The 18,996-nt window shown below is 72.7% G+C and carries 14 protein-coding genes; 5 read left to right on the top strand and 9 right to left on the bottom strand.

Annotation, left to right across the window (positions count from 1 at the left end; genetic code table 11):
- Positions 1-89: 89 nt before the first annotated feature.
- The gene (locus tag ACGFYP_RS14130) at positions 90-1,073 is read right to left on the bottom strand and encodes a GntR family transcriptional regulator (RefSeq protein WP_393491719.1); all 984 of its coding nucleotides are present in this window, start codon (positions 1,071-1,073) and stop codon (positions 90-92) included.
- A 148-nt stretch (positions 1,074-1,221) separates the two neighbouring features.
- On the opposite strand from ACGFYP_RS14130, the gene ACGFYP_RS14135 reads away from it, so the two are divergent.
- Together ACGFYP_RS14135 and ACGFYP_RS14140 are read left to right on the top strand one after the other, a co-directional pair.
- On the top strand, positions 1,222-2,079 hold the full coding sequence (locus ACGFYP_RS14135; RefSeq protein WP_393491723.1) for a (2Fe-2S)-binding protein: 858 nt from the start codon (positions 1,222-1,224) through the stop codon (positions 2,077-2,079).
- A 229-nt stretch (positions 2,080-2,308) separates the two neighbouring features.
- Positions 2,309-3,406 (top strand): DUF2637 domain-containing protein, encoded by a 1,098-nt coding sequence (locus ACGFYP_RS14140; RefSeq protein WP_361969378.1) that lies wholly within the window; start codon positions 2,309-2,311, stop codon positions 3,404-3,406.
- 63 nt (positions 3,407-3,469) lie between these two features.
- Here ACGFYP_RS14140 and ACGFYP_RS14145 read toward each other — a convergent pair whose 3' ends face one another.
- From ACGFYP_RS14145 to ACGFYP_RS14165, 5 genes are all read right to left on the bottom strand, one after another.
- On the bottom strand, positions 3,470-3,898 hold the full coding sequence (locus tag ACGFYP_RS14145) for an ATP-binding protein (protein WP_361969399.1): 429 nt from the start codon (positions 3,896-3,898) through the stop codon (positions 3,470-3,472).
- Positions 3,899-3,993: 95 nt separating this feature from the next.
- Positions 3,994-5,985: a calcium-binding protein gene (locus ACGFYP_RS14150; protein WP_393491738.1), complete on the bottom strand. Its 1,992-nt coding sequence runs from the start codon at positions 5,983-5,985 to the stop codon at positions 3,994-3,996.
- 124 nt (positions 5,986-6,109) lie between these two features.
- Positions 6,110-7,852 (bottom strand): pyruvate dehydrogenase, encoded by a 1,743-nt coding sequence (locus tag ACGFYP_RS14155; protein WP_393491743.1) that lies wholly within the window; start codon positions 7,850-7,852, stop codon positions 6,110-6,112.
- Positions 7,853-7,879: 27 nt separating this feature from the next.
- Positions 7,880-9,304 (bottom strand): protein phosphatase 2C domain-containing protein, encoded by a 1,425-nt coding sequence (locus tag ACGFYP_RS14160; RefSeq protein ID WP_393491750.1) that lies wholly within the window; start codon positions 9,302-9,304, stop codon positions 7,880-7,882.
- Positions 9,305-9,412: 108 nt separating this feature from the next.
- Positions 9,413-13,177: a S8 family serine peptidase gene (locus tag ACGFYP_RS14165; protein ID WP_393491755.1), complete on the bottom strand. Its 3,765-nt coding sequence runs from the start codon at positions 13,175-13,177 to the stop codon at positions 9,413-9,415.
- A gap of 232 nt (positions 13,178-13,409) precedes the next feature.
- Here ACGFYP_RS14165 and ACGFYP_RS14170 point away from each other — a divergent pair, with 232 nt between their 5' ends.
- From ACGFYP_RS14170 to ACGFYP_RS14180, 3 genes are all read left to right on the top strand, one after another.
- On the top strand, positions 13,410-14,393 hold the full coding sequence (locus ACGFYP_RS14170) for a helix-turn-helix domain-containing protein (protein WP_393491759.1): 984 nt from the start codon (positions 13,410-13,412) through the stop codon (positions 14,391-14,393).
- 103 nt (positions 14,394-14,496) lie between these two features.
- Positions 14,497-14,979 carry a DUF456 domain-containing protein gene (locus ACGFYP_RS14175; protein WP_393491763.1) on the top strand — a complete coding sequence of 161 codons (483 nt, stop codon included), beginning with the start codon at positions 14,497-14,499 and terminating at the stop codon, positions 14,977-14,979.
- A 116-nt stretch (positions 14,980-15,095) separates the two neighbouring features.
- Positions 15,096-15,509, top strand: coding sequence for a PPOX class F420-dependent oxidoreductase (locus ACGFYP_RS14180; protein ID WP_361967014.1), 414 nt, complete (start codon positions 15,096-15,098; stop codon positions 15,507-15,509).
- On the opposite strand, the gene ACGFYP_RS14185 is transcribed toward ACGFYP_RS14180, so the two are convergent.
- From ACGFYP_RS14185 to rsgA, 3 genes are read right to left on the bottom strand one after another with little or no spacing between them, the layout of a single operon-like run.
- Positions 15,481-15,921, bottom strand: coding sequence for a GNAT family N-acetyltransferase (locus ACGFYP_RS14185; protein ID WP_393491770.1), 441 nt, complete (start codon positions 15,919-15,921; stop codon positions 15,481-15,483). The two genes, ACGFYP_RS14180 and ACGFYP_RS14185, sit on opposite strands and share 29 nt — an antisense overlap.
- Positions 15,922-15,925: 4 nt before the next feature.
- Entirely contained in the window at positions 15,926-17,476 is a 1,551-nt protein-coding gene (locus ACGFYP_RS14190) for a bifunctional transcriptional activator/DNA repair enzyme AdaA (RefSeq protein WP_393491775.1), read from the bottom strand.
- A 58-nt stretch (positions 17,477-17,534) separates the two neighbouring features.
- The gene (gene rsgA / locus ACGFYP_RS14195; protein WP_393491780.1) at positions 17,535-18,677 is read right to left on the bottom strand and encodes a ribosome small subunit-dependent GTPase A; all 1,143 of its coding nucleotides are present in this window, start codon (positions 18,675-18,677) and stop codon (positions 17,535-17,537) included.
- Between the last annotated feature and the right edge of the window lie 319 nt (positions 18,678-18,996).

The raw sequence follows: 18,996 nt of genomic DNA on the forward strand, positions 1-18,996 counted from the left end.
GGCCGACGGCGACAGCGGTCACGGGCAACGGCCGGCGACCGACGGCCGACGCCTGACCCTCTGCCGACTGACGGCAACGACCTTAGTCGTCAGTCCGCCGATCCGGTGAAATGCTCCCTGACAAGTGACTGCACGACGGTGACATCCTGGGCGATCAGCGCGTCGAGGAGGGCGGTGTGTTCCGCCGCGTCCGCCACGAGGTCGCCGTGCCGGGTCACCGGGCCGCTCACCAGAGGCCATTGGGACCTGCGGTGCAGGTCGTCGGCGACGGCGAGGAGCTGTTCGTTGCCCGCGAGGGAGAGGACTGCGCGGTGGAAGGCGCGGTCGGCCTCGGCGTAGTGGGCGCGGTCGCCGCGGGCGGCGGCGGTGGCCGTGGCTTCGGCGAGCGGCTTGAGCTCGGTCCAGCGGGCGGCCGGGATCGTCCGGGCGAGCCGGAGCATGACCGGGACCTCGATGAGCGCGCGGACCTCGGCCAGCTCGGCGAGCTCGCGCGGGGTGCGCTCGGTGACCCGGAACCCCCGGTTCGGTACGACCTCCACGGCGCCCTCGACGGCCAGTTGCTGCATCGCCTCGCGCACGGGGGTCGCGGAGACGCCGAAGCGCTCGGCGAGGACGGGGGCGGAGTACACCTCGCCGGGGACCAGTTCGCCGCCGACGAGCGCGGTGCGCAGGGCCTGGAGGATCTGGCCGCGCACGGAGTGACGTCGGACGGTACGGGGGGCGCCCGGCTGCGCGGGCGTGAGCGTGGGGTCGGTGGGGTCCAGGGCAGGTGCGGGTGCAGGTGCGGGTGCGGGTGCGGGGACCAGCCGGGGCGCGGGCGGCTCGCTGTGGGTGTGCTCGCCCCGCACGGCCGTCGACCCGCCCCGTAGGGGCTCCGCACCGTCCCGTACGGCCGCGGACCCGTCCCGTACCGTCGCGGACCCGTCCCGTACGGCCGTCGCACCGTCCCGTACGGGCGCCGCTCCGCCCCGTGCCTGTTCCGGGACCCGTACCGCGCCGCCGTACGTCGAATCCGCCGAGTCCGCCGGGTGCGGCTGCTCGGTCGCCCGCTCGCGCGCTCTGCCCTGCTCCACCCGGGTCCTCCTGCGGGGTCGTGCCGGGCCTGGCTCGCGATACCGAGGCCCCCTGTGCACCATAGGCGGACGGGGCCGCAGTTCAAACCTCGGACGCATCGGGTAAGGTAAGGCTAACCTGCTAACGATCGCGATTCGGTGGTCTCGTATGGCCCTCCCCGCTCTGCTCCCCACCCCCCTCACCTCGCCCGTCGCGGCCTCGTACGCCCGCCTCGGCGAGGTGTTCCCCAGCCTGCGGATAGAGGAACTGGGCAGCCACGAGCAGCCGCCTCGCGGGGCGGGCTGGGTCGGTGCGGACGAGCTCGCGGCCGGCGGCGCCGCCCTCGACGCCTTCCTGGCCTGGGACAACGCACAGGTGCTGCGGGACTACGGACAGCAGGCCCGCCCGGACGTGATCGCCAGCTTCGGACTGCACCGGTACGCCTGGCCCGCCTGCCTCCTGGTCACGGTCCCCTGGTTCCTGCACCGCAGGGTCCCCCGTCTGCCCGCCCGTAACGTCTCCTTCCAGCGGGCCGTGGGCCGGATGGCCGTTCGGATCGAGGGGTTCGCCTGTCTGCCGGGCGACCCCGCCGCCGAGCTGCCCGGCGCCCGGGTGGTCCCGGACGAGGACGCGTTGCGGGCCGAGGCCAGGGACGCGCTCGCCGAGCACTTCAAGGACATCCTGGCCGGCTTCGGGCCCCGGATGCGGCGCGGGAACCGGGCGTTGTGGGGCATGGCGACGGACGAGATCGTCGAGGGACTCTGGTACATCGCCGCACTGCTCGGCCAGGAGGAGCGGGGGATGGCCGAGCTGGAGCTGCTGATGCCCGGTACGGCCAAGCCGTACGCCGGGGCGGCGGGCTTCCGCGAGCTGCCGGGCGCCGAGGAGCCGGACGGGACGCCCCGTGCCACCCGGGACCGGGCGACGTGCTGCTTCTTCTACACGCTGCGTCCCGAGGACTCCTGCCTGACGTGCCCGCGGACCTGTGACGCCGAGCGGGTCCGCCGGCTCACCGCGACCGCCTGACGATCCGGCCCGCCACCTCCACCGACGGGCCGTCGGATTACGCCACTCGTACGAGTGGCAAGAATCGAACGCAACTCCCTTACACCGCCCGGCCGTTCGACCGGATCGCACCTATTCGTATGCCGTCCGACCCCAATGGCGTGCTCTTGCCGCGAAACCACATGTGGGGCGTCCGGGGTCGGCCAGTATGGGCGCCCGAAACGCCCTACTGCGATGCAAGGGACACCGCATGAGACTGACCGACATATCGCTTGACTGGCTGCTTCCGGGCGGCGTCATGGTGGCCGGAGTCCTGACGGCGGTGGCGGTGCTCGCGCGCGGCAAGCGCGCCGGTGACCAGGCCGCGGCCGAAGACTCCTGGGAACGCAGTGAGGAACGCCGCCGACGCAAGGAAGCGATCTACGGAACCGCCTCCTACGTCCTGCTCTTCTGCTGCGCGGCCGTCGCCGCCGCGCTCTCCTTCCACGGCCTCGTCGGCTTCGGCCGGCAGAATCTGAATCTCACCGGGGGCTGGGAGTACCTCGTCCCCTTCGGCCTCGACGGCGCGGCGATGTTCTGCTCCGTCCTCGCCGTCCGCGAGGCGAGCCACGGTGACGCGGCCCTCGGCTCGCGACTGCTCGTCTGGCTGTTCGCGGGCGCGGCGGCCTGGTTCAACTGGGTGCACGCGCCCCGGGGCCTGGGGCACGACGGCGCCCCGCAGTTCTTCGCGGGCATGTCCCTCTCGGCCGCGGTCCTCTTCGACCGGGCGCTCAAGCAGACCCGCCGGGCGGCCCTGCGCGAACAGGGCCTGGTGCCACGGCCGTTGCCGCAGATCCGGATCGTACGGTGGCTGCGGGCGCCCAGGGAGACCTTCGCCGCGTGGTCGCTGATGCTCCTGGAAGGCGTACGGACGCTGGACGAGGCCGTCGACGAGGTGCGTGAGGACCGGCGCGAGAAGGAGCAGCACCGGCACCGCAGGCGCGAGCAGGAGAAGCTCGACCGGGCGAGGATCAAAGCGATCAACCGCCAGCACCGGGCCTTCGGCCTGGGGCGCGGGGGCGGGGGCGGCCGTCAGGTCGACGTACCGTCCCTGAACCCCGGCGGGGGCACGGCGACACCGTCCCTGAACTCCGGCGCGGGCTCCGCGACGTCCGTGGGGACGGCCGTCGCGGAGCCCGCCATATCCGATCCCGGACAGCTGCCGCTTCGACACCGGCCATCCCTCCAGGCCGTCAAGGGTTCTGAGCCCCGGACGGTGGACCTCACCGCCGAGGACGACACCCAGACGCTGCCCCGGCTCGACTCGCTGGAGCGCAAACTGAAGGATCTGGAACAGCAGTTCGGCTGAGCCCGGCTTCTCGGCCGGGCGGTCGGAACGATCGGCGGGGCCGCGTGGGAGCCCGACGGGTGCTCACGCGGCCCCGCCGTTCAGTTCGAACCACACCACCTTGCCCACGCCGTGGTCCTCGACTCCCCAGGAGTCGGCCAGTTCCTGGACCAGGACGAGGCCCCTGCCGTGCGTACCGTCGTCGGCGGGCGGTACGTGCGGCTCGGGGGGACCGGCGAGACCGGAGACGAAGTCACGCACTTCGACCCGGAGGTTTTCGGGGACCACGGTCGCGGTGACCACCGCGCCGTGGTCGGTATGGATCAGCGCGTTGGTGACGAGTTCACTGGTGAGCAGCTCCGCGACGTCGGACGCGCCCGGTCCGCCCCAGGTCCGCAGCATCCTGCGCAACGCGTGCCGCACTTCCGGCACCGCGGTGAGATCCGCGCACCCCACCTTTCTGAGCAGTTGAGTCGGCTGTCGTGCCTCCCCGGCCATAACCCCCACCCACATGTCGGTACACATCTCCTCGAACAGGCTCACGGGGATGCATGCCCCACCGAACGTCGTGCATTCATACCGGAGTGGCGCCGAACGGACGGGGTGTCCTACGGGCAGCTGTTGCGGAAGTCCCCCGCGTCGGTCGAGCAGGTGTCGAAGCCGATGCCGCCGTACGCCGCGTCGTTGCCGCCGACGCCGTCCCGCGTGTCGAGGTTGTCGTTGCCCGCGTCGCCGTTGAGGCGGTCGTCGCCGGTCTGGCCGATCAGCCGGTCGGTGCCCGCACCGCCGCTGACCCAGTCGTTGCCGGGGCCGGCGTGGACCGTGTCGTTGCCGTTCGCTCCGTAGATCACGTCGTTGCCGCTGAGGGCACAGATCACGTCGTTGCCGAAGGTGCCGTTGAGCGTCTCGGTGTTGCTGGTGCCGACGATCGTGCAGCCGCGGGCGTTGTTCACGGTGGTGGCGGCATTGGCGTTGTTGTTGCCGGGGACGGGGTCCTCCTCCACGGCCGCCGTCGCCACCCAGTCCGTGAGGGTCCCGGTGGCGCGCGGTTCGGCGACGACGGTGACCGTGGCGGAGGCGCCCGGGGCGATCGTGCCGAAGCGGCAGGTCATCGTGGTCGGATTCACGGTGCAGGGGCCGCCCTGGCTGGGCGTGGCCGACAGGAGGGTGCCGGAGCCGCCGGTGAGGGTGTCGGAGATGGAGACCGCGGTGGCGTCCGTCGTGGTGCTCCGGTTGGTCACCCGGATCGTGTACGTGGCCTGGTCACCGATGCTGACGGTGGCGGGGCCGGTCTTGGTGACCGACACGTCCACGGTGGGCGGCGGGGGCGTGCCGCTGATCGAGTAGCGGGCCACCCCGTGGTTGTCGCTGGCGTTGCCGGAGACGACGATCCTGCCGTCGGACTGCAGGGCCACCGCGCGGCCCTCGTCCCAGTTGCCCTCGAAGTCGGTGGTCACCCGGCCGTCGCCGCCGAAGTCGGTGTCCAGGGAGCCGTCCGTGGTGAAGCGGGCGAGCGCGAAGTCGCCGGTGGCGTCGCCCGCGACGACGATCTTTTCGTCGTCCTGCAGCGCCATGTCGTTGCCCGCCGCACCGTTCGTGCCGAAGCCGGTGGTCACCGTGCCGTCCCCGCCGAAGGTCGGGTCCAGGTCGCCGTTCCCGTCGTAGCGGGCCACCGCGAACTCGGAGTTGACGCCGGTCCCGTGGGACCCGGCGGCGACGATCTTGCCTCCGGACACGAGCTCCACGCCCCGGACCGAGACGCCGAACGGGGTGGCCACCTGGCCGTTGTCGCCGAAGGTCGCGTCCCGCCCGCCGAACTCCATGCCGAGGCGTACCAGGCCGAAGCCGACGGGGCTGGAGCCGGCCGCGATGATCGTTCCTCCGCCGTACACGCTCAGGGCGTGGATCGCCGAGTCGCCGCCCTCGAAGGGGAAGACGGCCTTGCCCGAGTTGTCCTCGCCGAAGATGTCCAGGCTGCCGGCGGGGGTGAGGCGGGTCACCATGGCGTCGCCGCCGTAGGAACCGCCGATGAGGATGTTGTCGTCCAGGCCCATCATCACCGCGTGGCCGACGGTGGGGACGGTCCCGCCGAAACCGGTGAGGACCTTGCCGTCGCCGTCGAAGGTGGTGTCCAGGGAGCCGTCCGCGGTGTAGCGGGCCACCGCGAGCTGGGACGGGCTGCCGTCGGCGGTGTCGCTACTGCCCACCACGACGATGCCGGGGCCCTCCAGGGTCAGGGCGTGGGCCTCGTCGTTGGTGAAGTCGCCGAAGTCGGTGACGACGATGCCGTCGCCGCCGCCGAAGGTGGTGTCCAGGCTGCCGTCGGCGTTGTAGCGCACCAGGACGAAGTCGTTCGGCCCGTCGAAGTTGAATCCGCTGCCGAGCGTGACGATCTTGCCGTCCGCCTGGACCGCCACGTCCCGGTTGTCCTCGACGGCGGACGTGTCGGTGATGACCTTGCCGTCGCCGCTGAAGGTGGGGTCGAGATCGCCGGGGGCGGCGGTCGCCGCTCCGGGCAGGGTGATGACGAGCGCGAGGGCGGCGGCGCCGGCTGCGGCGGCGATGCGCCCGGCCCGGCGCGAGGGGGGATACAGAGGCATGGGCGAGTACTCCGTGGGTCGGTACCTGAGGCCCACAGCCTTCTGCGGCGCCGGCCTCCCGCGGCCCCGGCATGGCCGTGCTGGGCCCACTTGACCTGCGGGTTCCACCCCCAGGAGTGAGCCCTCAGGGCCGAGGCACGTTCCGGAGGTTGGAGCGGGCCATCTGGAGCATGCGGCCGACCCCGCCGTCCAGGACGATCTTGCTGGCGGAGAGCGCGAAGCCGGAGACCATCTCGCGGCTGATCTTCGGGGGGATCGACAGGGCGTTGGGGTCGGTGACGATGTCGACGAGGGCCGGGCCCTTGTGCTTGAAGGCGTCCTTGAGCGCGCCCGCGAGTTGCTTGGGCTTCTCCACGCGGACGCCGTAGGCGCCTGCCGCGCGGGCGACGGCGGCGAAGTCGGGGTTGTGGTTGGTCGTGCCGTACGAGGGGAGGCCGGACACCAGCATCTCCAACTCGACCATCCCGAGGGAGGAGTTGTTGAACAGGACGATCTTCACCGGGAGGTCGTACTGGACCAGGGTGAGGAAGTCGCCCATCAGCATGGAGAATCCGCCGTCGCCCGACATCGAGATCACCTGGCGGCGGCGGTCCGTGAACTGCGCTCCGATCGCCTGCGGCAGGGCGTTCGCCATCGAGCCGTGCGAGAAGGAACCGATGATGCGGCGGCGCCCGTTGGGGGTGATGTAGCGCGCCGCCCAGACGTTGCACATGCCGGTGTCCACGGTGAACACCGCGTCGTCGTCGGCGAGTTCGTCCAGGACCGAGGCGACGTACTCCGGATGGATCGGTACGTGCTTCTCGACCTTGCGGGTGTACGCCTTGACGACCCCTTCGAGGGCGTCGGCATGCTTCTTCAGCATCTTGTCGAGGAAGCGGCGGTCCGTCTTCGCGCGCACGCGCGGCGTGAGGCAGCGCAGTGTCTCCCGTACGTCTCCCCAGACCGCCAGGTCGAGCTTGGAGCGCCGTCCAAGGCGCTCCGGCCTGACGTCCACCTGGACGATCTTGACGTCGTCCGGCAGGAAGGCGTTGTACGGGAAGTCCGTGCCGAGCAGGATCAGCAGATCGCACTCGTGGGTGGCCTCGTAGGCCGCTCCGTAGCCGAGCAGGCCGCTCATCCCGACGTCGAACGGGTTGTCGTACTGGATCCACTCCTTGCCGCGCAGCGCGTGGCCGACCGGGGCCTTCACCCGCTCGGCGAACTGCATGACCTCCGGGTGCGCGCCGGCCGTGCCGCTGCCGCAGAACAGCGTCACCCGATCGGCCTCGTCGACCATCCGGACCAACGCGTCGATCTCGGTGTCACCCGGACGGACGGTGGGCCGGGACGTCACGAGGGCGGTCTGCAAGGCGGTGTCGGGCGCGGGCTCCGACGCGATGTCGCCGGGGAGCGAGACGACGCTGACGCCGCTCTGCCCGACGGCGTGCTGAATGGCCGTCTGGAGGAGCCTCGGCATCTGCCGCGGGTTGGAGATCAGCTCGCTGTAGTGGCTGCACTCGGAGAAGAGCCGGTCCGGGTGCGTCTCCTGGAAGTAGCCGAGGCCGATCTCGCTGGAGGGGATGTGCGAGGCCAGCGCGAGGACCGGGGCCATCGAGCGGTGCGCGTCGTACAGGCCGTTGATCAGGTGCAGATTGCCCGGGCCGCAGGAGCCGGCGCACGCCGTGAGACGGCCGGTGATCTGCGCCTCCGCCCCGGCGGCGAAGGCGGCGACCTCCTCGTGCCTGACCTGGATCCAGTCGATGTCGGGCGTACGGCGGATGGCGTCGACGACGGGGTTCAGGCTGTCGCCCACCACGCCGTACAGGCGCCGGACGCCCGCCCGGACGAGGATGTCGACGAACTGCTCCGCAACGTTCTGTTTGGCCATGGATCCATCAACACATGGGGCGGACCGTTACGCCTCCCAGACGGCCACCCCCGTACGGTCGTCGGCGTACCCCTTCACCCGGAGCTGTGTGTCGGCGAGGTAGGCCGCGAGCCCGGGCGGCTCGGCGGAGGCCCAGCGCTCCGCGAGTTCCTTGGCGAGGGCCGGTTCGCTCCGGATCGGCTCGGCGAGACCGTTCGAGGCGAGGAGGAGGGTGTCGCCGGGGCGGGCGACGGAGGCACGGAAGCGGAACGGTTCGGCGGGCGGTGGGAGGGGGTCCTCGACGAAGGGGGCGCCAGGGGGACCGGTGACGCCGAGCCGCATGGTCTGTCGGTCGCCCTCGGCCGTCTCCGACGGCGGGGAGCCGAAGCCGACGACCGGGGCGCCGCTCAGCGAGGCGGGCTCCGGGAGCAGCGGCTCGATGTCCTGCCAGGCGCCGTCGCGGAGCCGGAAGAGGCCGCCGGGGCCGATGCCGAAGAAGACCCGGGTGCGGCAGTCGGGGTCGGCGGAGAGCAGCAGGCAGCGCAGGCTCGCGGTGTACTCCTCGGGCTCCACGCCCTGTTCGGCGGCGCGTGCGCGCAGCTTGCCGTACGTACGGTCCGTGAGCCGGTGGAGCCCCGACTTCAGGTCGCCCCTGCGGCCGGAGCGGATGTCCTCGGAGAGCCGGGCGTGGCTGCGGCCTACGGCCTCGGCGATCCAGCGGCAGGCGTCGGCGGCGGCGAGGTGCGCGCCCTCGGCGGCGCGGGCGCCGCTCGCCACGGCGACGAGGACGAGCGCGGCCTCCTCGTGGCCGAACCGGGCGGTGAGCAGGGCGTCCCTGCGGGGTTCGCCGCGGTAGCGGGCGGAGTCGCCGCGTTGTGAGGCGGCGCGCAGGGTGTACGAGCCGTAGCGCGCGCCGTCGAGGACGGTGTCGGCGACCAGTTCGCCGAGTTCGCCCGGCCGGGCCATGGGGAGCGCGGTCGGCTCGGCCTCGTAGGTGGGCGGCCTGTTCCCGATGTGCGCGGTACGGGGGCGGGGCAGGGGTGGGGGCGCGGTGGGCTCGTCCGGCGCGGGCAGGTCGACGACGAGCGTGGGGTCCGCGTCGGCGGTCGTGTCCGCGTTCGTATCCGTGTCCGCGTGCGCGTGCGCGTCGGGGCCCGGTGGGGGCGCCGCCGGGAAGGAGCGCGGTCCGTCAAGGTCGAGGTCGGCCTCGGAGCCGGGGCCGGGGCCGGGCCCGGGGCCGTCGAGGGGCTCCCACGGAGCCCGCGGCGGCCGGGGAGGCTGAGGAGGCCTGGGCGGCTGAGGCGGCCGTGCCTTCGCCGGGGGCGCCGTCCCGGCGGCCGGCGTGGTGCCCGTCGTCGCCCGGGACGCGGAGTCGAAACGGTCGTCGAGCGTGTCGCCCGTGGTCGTCGGGGCCGTGTCCGGCGCCGACTCGTCGTAGAGCTTGTCCCACCAGTTGTCCCCCTGCTGAGTCATGCCCTTATTGTCCACCGCACAGGGCGTCAGAAAACGGGACATGCCGAAAAAGAGGCCCGCCGGGCGACCCCACCCCCCACGGGAAGGACGCCCGGCGGACCGGCGTGATCAGCGCACGTCGTAAGCGCGGACCACGGTCTGGGTGACGGAGTTGCCCTTGGCGTCCGTCAGTTCGGTCTTCAGGGTGACCGGCTTGCCGGACGCGCCCGCGTGATTCACGGTCGCCGTCCAGGTGCCGCCCCGCTGCGAGACCTGCGCCTCCGCCCAGGTCGTGCCTCCGTCGTAGGAGTACGAGAGCTTGGCCGAGGTGAGCGCGGCGGGCGTGTAGCCCGCGTGACCCGTCGCGGTGAGGCCGATCTGCTGGCCGTCGGTCGCGGCGAGGGTCTTCAGTCCGTCCTCCGGCAGGTTGTACCGGGGGAAGATAATCGGGATGCCTTGAGAGTAGACGCTCTCGTCGAGCTCGGAGGTGAATTCCCATACCGAGTTGACAGATGTGGAGCGGTTCCACACCTTGCTGCCGATCTTCATGGTGTTCTGTTCGAGCGTGTACGTACCGCGCTCGGACGGGACTTCGAAGGCCCCGAACGGCCATCCGGTCTCTCCGAGTACCTCACCGTCCTTGCTGAGCCGGAGGTTGCCGATGTCCCCGAAGGACCCGGGCTGGGAGTAGTGGGTGTTGTCGGCCCACATGGAGTCGGCGAAACCGATGAGGTCGCCCTGGCGTTCGGCGACGAGGACCGGCTTACCCGTGGCGTCCCGCGGGGCCGTCGGGGCGATGACTCCGTCGTACCAGCGCTCGGTGCGCTTCTCCCCCGCCTTGTACGCGTGCCTGGCGCCCATCATGAACTCCCCGAAGGGGAAGCTGGAGGAGAGGACCGTCTCCCACTGGGTGTCCCCGGCCGTGTAGTACTCCGTCCGGGTGCCGGGCGCCGGGGCCGTCTCGATCGCGCCGAAGTAGACCGCGGTGCCGTTCGGCCGGTAGGCCGCCGGGCTGTCGACGAAGTCGGTGGCGACGCCCATGGAGCCGTAGGTGGACTCGGTGCGGCCCAGCTGTCCGTCGCGGACCCGGTAGGTCCTGTCGTCCCGGATCTGGCCCGACTCGGGGAACGCGAGGTTGTAGAGGTACGGGCTCTTCGCGGTGGCCTTCCAGGAGAGGGTGACCTCGCCGGCGGAGAGCTTGCCGAGGAGCGCCGCGCCCTCGGCCGCGTCGACGGCGAGGACCGGGAGCCCGGCTCCCGTGAAGCCGGCCGTCGGGTACCAGCGCGCGGTGGACGTGCGGTGGGCGAGGACGGCGACGGCTCCGGCGGCCTTGGCGTTCCGGGCGACGGCGGCCACGTTGGTGGAGGTGTCCGGGAGGCGGACCAGGGCGACGCGGCCCTTGACGTCGGCGGCCGTCAGTTCCTCGGGCGTTCCGGTGCCCGCGTCGACGAGCCGGGCGGAGCCGGTGCCGTCGAGGTTGTCGGAGCCGAGGGAGCCGGTGACCGGGTGCAGGACGGTGCCGTCGGCCGTCTTCAGCGAGGTGACCTGCGGGGCGGCGGTGCGCCAGTAGCTGCCGAACTCGAAGTCGCCGTCGTCGGCGCGGCCTTCGACGGAGGCGTAGTAGCCGCGGATCGAGCGGGTGCCGGCGGCCGTGCCGGCGTGCAGCCAGGTGTCGTCCCAGGAGCGGGCGAAGGCCAGGGTGGTGCCGCGCCGCTCACCGGCCTTGTCGGTCTGCACCGACAGCTTGTGGGCCCTGCGGGCGTCGAGGACGACGGTGGTGTCCTTCTTGACCTCGATCTGCGGGCGGGCCAGGTAGCTGAGCGAGTCGTTCAGCGTGGCGCCCTCGCCCGCGTCGGGGGTGGCGACGAAGGAGCTGAGGAAGTAGCTGCCGGGCCGCAGCTGGAAGACCTGGTCGGTGGCGCCCTCGTTGAAGCGGCGCTCGCCGGTCGCCGTGTCGGTGCCGATGAGGTCCAGCGACGACGGGCCGTCGGCGGGCTTGCCCTGACGGTCGATCAACTTGACGCGCAGGGTGACCGTTTCGGGCTGGACGTAGAGCGAGAACGGCGTCGAGACGTGGATGCCGTCGCGGCCGGTGGCCACGACCCGTCCGGTGACGTCGCCGTACTGGGCGCGCTCCAGGTGGGCGGCAGGGGCCAGGTGGAGCGGGACCTCGACGGTCGCGCGGGCCGGGACGGTGACCGTGCGCCCGGCGAGCCGGGCGACGGAGGACGTGACGCGGGAGCCGTCGTTGCCGGTGACCTTCTCGACGGCGAGCGTCAGCGTGACGGCCTTGTCGGAGGTGTTGGTGTACGGGACGGCCACCGAGGTGCGGTCGCCGGTGTCCTGGGGCCAGTTGAAGGTGCCGCCCTGGACGGCGTCGGCGCCGAGGACCGTCTGGTCGATCGCGGCCTTGACGTCGAGCCGGCCGCCGCCGACCTGGCGTACGTCGCCGGGGACGGCGCTCTCGGCGGAGGAGACGAGCGCGGCCTTGATCTGCTGGGCCGGCCAGTCGGGGTGGCGCTGCTTGACGATGGCGGCGGCGCCCGCGACGTGCGGGGTGGCCATCGACGTACCGGACATGGACCGGTAGGCGTAGACGCCCCGGCCGCCGACGGCGGCGGCGGAGATGTCGACGCCGGGGGCCGCGATCTCCGGCTTGAGGGTGTGGTGGACGATCGTCGGACCGCTGCTGGAGAAGTACGCGGTGGAGTCGTCGCGGTCGGTGGCGCCGACGGTCAGGACGTCGGGGGCGCAGCCGGGCGAGGAGACGGTGTTGAGCGTCGGGCCGGAGTTGCCGGCGGCGATGACGAACAACGTGCCCTTGTTCTGGGCGAGTTCCTGCGCGGCGACGCTCATCGGGTCGGTGCAGTCGGTGGGTACGGAGCTGCCGAGGCTCATGGAGACGACGTCGGCGCCCTGGCCGACGGCCCACTCCATGCCGGCGATGATCCAGGAGGCGGCGCCGGAACCGGAGTCGTTGAGGACCTTGCCGTTGAGGAGTTCGGCGCCGGGCGCGACGCCCTTCTTCTGTCCGCCGCTCGCCGCGCCGGAGCCGCCGACGGTGGAGATGGTGTGGGTGCCGTGGCCGCCGCGGTCCTCGGCGGTGTCGGAGTCGGTGAAGTTCTCGGAGGCGACGATCCGGCCCTTGAGGTCGGGGTGCTGGGTGTCGGCGCCGGTGTCGAGGACGGCGACCTTGGTGCCGGTGCCGTCGAAGCCGGCGGCCCAGGCATCGGGGGCGTGGACCTGCTTGGTCGAACGCTCCAGGGTGGCCTCGACCTTGCGGTCCAGCCAGAGCTTCTTCAGGCCGGAGGCGGAGCGGGCGGCGGGGGCGTTCACATCGGCCCAGAAGGTGGCGGCCTGCTTCTTGTCGGCCTTGAGGGCGACGCCGTCGACGGCCTTGAGGACCTGGCCGCGCTGCGCTCCGCGCGGGGCTGCCGGGACGGAGCGGGCGAGGTCGGAGCCGTAGACCGCGATGAGGGGGAGCGTCTTGGTGCCGGCGTCGTCGTATCCCTGCCGGATCAGGCCGGTGACGTTGAAGAGCTCCTCGTCGACACGGCCGGCGGCGAGGGCGGAGGTGGCGTCCTCGGGGTAGACGTACAGGTCCTTGCCCGAACGGCGGGTCTGGACGAAGGGGACGGTCCCGTCCTCGCGCGGCAGTGCGGCGGCGGCCGGGTTCCCGGCGGCGTCGTGGGTGACCAGGACACGGTCACCGGTGACCAGCGTGACGGTGGCGGCCCGCTCCGCGGCGCGGGCCGCGTGGGCCTCGCTGCCGACCAGCGGTCGATTGCCGGTCGAGTCGTCCTGCGGCACGGCGGCCGTGGACGGCGCGACCGCGGTGACGGCCAGGACGGCGGCGGTCGCCGCCCCCAGGGCCGTACGCGAAATCGGGCGCATCGCTCTCCCCATCTGATTCCGGGCAAGGGCGGGCAAAGGGCCCGTGACCGGAGGCTGTTGGTGCTGCGGTGGCGCCACATTGGCAGAGGTGAGGGTGGTGCAGGGATGATGTGCGCGGCGGGAATGCGCCGTGGCCGATTCCCGCCAGGGCACCAACGGAACGAATGCGTCCGGTGAACGTCCGGGGAATGTCCGGGACGCACCAGGACGTCCGGTGAGGGGTGGGGCAGCGATGCTGGGAGCGATAGGTCTCGACGAACGGCAGGAGTCCGCGTATCGGGCGCTGGTCGCGCTGGGCGCGGCCGAGGTGACGGATCTGGCGCACCGGCTCGCCCTGCCGGAGTCGGACACCGAGCGGGCGTTGCGCCGCCTCGAGTCGCAGGGGCTCGCCGCGCAGTCCTCCGCGCGGACCGGGCGGTGGGTGGCTGCGCCGCCGGGGGTGGCGCTCGGCGCACTGCTGACCCAGCAGCGGCACGAGCTGGAGCAGGCGGAGCTGGCGGCGGCGCTGCTCGCGGAGGAGTACCGCGCGGAGGCGGCGGAGCCCGCCGTGCACGACCTGGTGGAGGTGGTGACGGGCGCGAGCGCGGTCACGCACCGCTTCCTCCAGCTCCAGCTGGGCGCGACGGAGGAGGTCTGCGCGCTGGTCACGGGGAAGCCCATCGCGGTGACCGGCATGGAGAACGACGCGGAGGAGCTGGCCGCCGGGCGGGGCGTGCGCTACCGCGTGGTGGTCGAGCGGGAGGTCCTGACGCTGCCGTCGGGGATCGTCGAGCTGTCGGCGGCGCTCGGCCGGGACGAGGAGATCCGGGTGGTGGACCGGGTGCCCACCAAGCTGGTGGTCGCGGACCGGGCCCTGGCGATGGTCCCGCTGACGGGCCGGGGAGCGGAGCCCGCGGCCCTCGTGGTGCACGCGAGCGGGCTCCTGGAGTCCCTGATGGGCCTCTTCGAGGCGGTCTGGCGCGAGGCGCTGCCGCTACGTCTCGGCGCGGGCGCGCAGGTCACGGAGACGGATGCGCCGGGCCCCGACGCGACGGACCTGGAAGTCCTCTCGCTGCTTCTGGCCGGCATGACGGACGCGAGCGTGGCGAAGCAGCTGGACCTGGGCCTGCGCACGGTCCAGCGCCGGGTGAAGGGCCTGATGGAACTCTCGGGCGTCACGACCCGCCTCCAGCTGGGCTGGCACGCGTACGAGAAGGGGTGGGTGGCCCGCGGGTAGGGGGCCGGCGGCCGGGCGGTCGCGGCGGAGGGGAGGCCGGGCGGCGCCCCCCGTCCGTACGCTGCGACCTGCGAGGAGATCATGGGTCCTGCACGCTGGGCAGATGGGTGTGTGGCAGCTGTTGCTCGTCGCGATGGTGATGCTGCTCGGCCTGTTCGGGGTACTGGCTCCCGGCGTGCCGGGGCCGTGGCTGGTGTGGGCGGCCATGCTCTGGTGGGCGTTGCACGAGCAGAGCGGGCTCGCCTGGATCCTGCTCGTCGCCTCGACCGCGCTGCTCCTGCTCACCCAGGTGGTCGTATGGCTGCTGCCGCAGCGCCGGATCCGGGGGGTCGGCATCACCCGGCGGATGGTGACGTACGCGGGAGTGGGGGCCTTCCTCGGCTTCTTCCTGGTCCCCGTGCTCGGCGCGATCCCCGGATTCATCGGCGGGATCTACCTCTCCGAGCGGCTCCGCCTGGGCGGTCACGGCCAGGCCATGGCCTCCACGCGCACGGTGATGCGGGCGGCGGGCACGAGCATCCTGGTCGAGCTCTTCGCCTGCCTCCTGATCGTCGGCGCGTGGGTGGGCGCGCTGATCTGGGGCTGAGGGCCTGAGCGGGGGCTTCTACCTGAGCGGGGGCTGAGGTCCTAGGACCCCCGGCCGCCCGGATCTCCGTCGGAGCGCCGATGCGCTCGCCACGGGCGGCGCGCGATGCTGGCCGTATGAGGGACTTCGAGGGCTTCAGCGAGGCCGAGCTCGCCTATCTCCGGACGCAGCGGCTCGCCCGGATGGCCACGGTCGACCCGACGGGCCAGCCGCAGGCCAACCCGGTCGGCTTCTTCCCGCAGCCGGACGGCACGGTCCTGGTCGGCGGGTTGGCCATGGGCCGCTCGAAGAAGTGGCGCAACCTGGGGGCCAACCCCAAGGTTGCCCTGGTCGTCGACGATCTGGCGAGCGTGCGGCCCTGGCGGGTGCGCGGGGTGGAGATCCGGGGCGTGGCCGAGCTCCTGGTGGGGCCGCACGAGCTCGGCCCGCACTTCAGCGAGGAGGTCATCCGGATCCACCCCCGCCGGATCCACAGCTGGGGCCTTCCGGAGACCTCCGCGGCTACTTCGGAAGATCGATCTGGTACTTGATGAAGCCGGTGTCGCGGGCGACCTTGTCGTACAGGTGGCGTGCGGTGGTGTTGGACGCCTGGGTGTTCCAGTAGACGCGGTCGCAGCCCTGCTCCCGCGCCCACTCCGTGACGGCGGCGATCAGGGCGCGCGCCACGCCCTGACCGCGTGCCTCGGGGTCGGTGAAGAGGTCCTGGAGGTAGCAGACGTCCGGCCCCGAGGTGCTGGGGTGGACGAAGAAGTGGGTGAAGCCGACGACACGGCCGTCGAGCCGGGCCACGCGCGCGTGGAGCCGCGTGCCCTCCTGGAAGGCGTTCCAGGCCCGGTCGTAGAGGGCGTCGGCCTCGCTGCGGCCGTAGAAGTCGATGTACGCGCGGAAGAGACGCTCCCAGGCGTCGCGGTCGCCGGGGCCGAGCAGGTCAGTGTTGATCATGGAGTCATTGTGCCGGTACGGGCGGTACGGGCCGGCCGGCCCCCAGGGCCTGTCCGCCGGCCCCTAGGGGGACGAGCTCCAGATACCGGTGTGCGTACGAGCGCCAAGGCCGCCATCTCTCGGAGCGGGCGGCGCCCTCGGGATCCACGTCTGGGTCGCCGAGGGCCCGCATGCGGATGAGGGCGGCCTGGGCGGCGGTGACGCCGGGAACGGCGCGCAGGGCGCGCTCCGCCTCGTCGCGGTCGGCGCCCGGGTCGAGGCATACGGCCCCGCTGGTGAGCGCGGCGGCGAGCGGGCCTGCCTCGGGGTGGGCGGTGAGCGCGGCGGGCTCGGGGAAGATGTGGGTGAGCGTGCCGCAGGCGGTGTCCAGGCGTGTGCCGTGCGCCAGGACGAGGCGCGCCGCCTCGTCGGGGCCTGTCACGGTCCGGACCGCGAACTCCTCGGGATCCGCGGCGCCCGGCGACCGTACGCCTGGGCGGGCGGCGACCAGCTCGGCGAGGACGGGCGCGGTGCCGGGGTCGGCGCCGAGGTGTTCGGCGACGGCGTACGGGTCGGCGTCCAGGTCGAGGAGCCGGCGCAGCCGCTGGACGGCGGTGGTCAGGTCGCGCAGGTCGGTGAGGTGGATCCGGGCCTCCAGCCAGGGCCCGGCGGAGCGCTCGTCGACGGAGACGAGGCCGGTGCCGTACGGGAGGCGGAGCGTACGACGGTAGGTGCGGGCGCCGGGGTCGCCGAGCACCTCCTCGACACCGGGCAGGGCCTCGGCCGCGAGCAGGTCGAAGACCTCGCGGGCGGCGTAGGGCCCCCGGTGGGCGAGCCGCAGCGGCACCCCTGCGGCGAGCGCGGTGCGGGGCCCCGCGCCGGTGCCGGACTCGGTGCGCAGCTCGGTGGGGGTACGGGCGTAGATGCGGCGGATCGTGTCGTTGAACTGGCGCACGCTGGCGCAGCCGCACGCGAAGGCGATCTCGGTGACCGGCAACCCGGTGGTCTGCAGGAGCAGCCGGGCGGTGTGGGCCCGCTGGGCGCGGGCGAGAGCGACGGGTCCGGCGCCCAGCTCGGCGGTGAGCAGGCGCTGCACCTGGCGGGCGCTGTAGCCGAGCCGCCCGGCGAGGCCGGGGACGCCCTCGCGGTCGACGACGCCGTCCCCGATCATCCGCATGGCGCGGCCGACGACGTCGGCGCGGACGTTCCACTCGGCGGAGCCGGGCACGGCGTCGGGGCGGCAGCGCCGGCAGGCGCGGAAGCCGTGGCCCTGGGCGGCGGCGGCCGTCGGGAAGAACGTGACGTTCTTGCGCTTGGGCGTGACGGCGGGGCAGCTGGGCCGGCAGTAGATCCCGGTCGTCTCGACGGCGAAGAAGAACGCGCCGTCGAAGCGTGCGTCCCGGCTGCTGACGGCCTCGTACCGGCGGTCCTCACCGACGTCCTGGCCGGTGTCGTGACTGGTGCCGTGGCCGGTGACCTGACTGGTGTCCTGGCCGGTCTCCTGGCTGGTGTCCTGTTCCCTCACGCTGTCCAGTGTGCGGGAGCCCCGGGGGCGCGGCTGGCGGTTTTCGGACACCGCGCTGCCCCGGGGCTTCCCGTACCGGACCGGGTCTCGTACGAGACCGGCGGGACCGCTACCGGCCCGAGTGCCGCACGCGGCCGCCGGCGCCGCCGCGCTTGGCCTCCATCGCCGCGCGGCCCTCCGCGCCCTTGCGCTTCCAGTCCTTGAGGATCTCGGAGCGCACGCGGGCGTCGGTCTTGGCGACGATCCGCTGGTTCTCGCGGAGGAGCTTGCGGTAGCTCTCCAGTCGGCGCACCGAGAGGGAGCCGTCGTCGACCGCCGCCGTCACGGCGCAGCCGGGCTCCGCCTCGTGGGCGCAGTCGTGGAAGCGGCACTCCTCCGCCAGGCTCTCGATCTCCGAGAAGACCTGGCCGACGCCGGTCTCGGCGTCCCAGAGCCCGACGCCGCGCAGACCGGGCGTGTCGATGAGGACACCGCCCCCGGGCAGCAGGAGCAGGTTGCGCGTGGTCGTGGTGTGGCGGCCCTTGCCGTCCACGTCACGGGCCGCCTGGACGCCCATGACGTCCTCGCCGAGGAGCGTGTTGGCGAGCGTGGACTTCCCCGCGCCGGAGACGCCGAGCAGCACGCTCGTCCCGCCGGCGACGAGCGCGCCGAGCACGTCGAGCCCTTCGCCGGTCGTGGAGCTGACGGGCAGCACCTGGACGCCCGGCGCCACGGTCTCCACGTCCTCGACGAGGTAGGAGAGTCCGACCGGGTCGGGCACCAGGTCGGCCTTGCTGAGCACGACGAGCGGCTGGGCGCCGGACTCCCAGGCCAGGGCCAGGAAGCGCTCGATGCGGCCGAGGTCGAGCTCGACGGCGAGCGAGACCGTGATGATCGCGTGGTCGACGTTGGCGGCGAGGATCTGCCCCTCGGACCGCTTGGAGGACGTGGACCGCGCGAACGCCGTGCGGCGCGGGAGGAGGTTCCGTACGTAACGGGGATCGCCGTCCGGGTCGACGGCGGCCCAGTCGCCCGTGCAGACGACCTTCAGCGGGTCGCGGGGCACGACGAACTCGGTGTCGGCCCGGAGGGTGCCGATCGGGGTGACCAGGTCGCACTGACCCCGGTCGACCCGCAGGACGCGACCCGGCAGGAGCCCCTGCTCGGCGTAGGGAGCGAAGGCGGCCTCCCAGCCCTCGTCCCAGCCGTACGGGATGAGGGCGTGCGAGGTCGAAGCCTGAAGAGAAGAAGCCTCAAGAGAGGAGAAAGACAAGGGGTGACCCTTCACAAGGGTGGCCCCGGCACGCGCCGCGTGGACGCGCAGAGAAGAAGGAAGGTCAGCCGGAGACCACAGGGGTGGAGTTGATGAGCTTCTGGATGAGGGCAGCGCCCGTCGTCATGACAGCCATCGGTCACACCTCCTGGATCACACACACGGCGACACCCGCGGAGGGCAGAACTCGGACGATTCGGCCGTCCGACCCGCAGGAACGACCACACCCTAGCTCCACCCCGGCCGACCGCGCGATCGATTTTCACGCGCCGAAAAATCCGAACGGCCGCCGGACGGCCGGCGGGCGGCCACCGGCCGG

This window comes from Streptomyces sp. NPDC048370 (assembly GCF_043200825.1).
Lineage (GTDB): Bacteria > Actinomycetota > Actinomycetes > Streptomycetales > Streptomycetaceae > Streptomyces.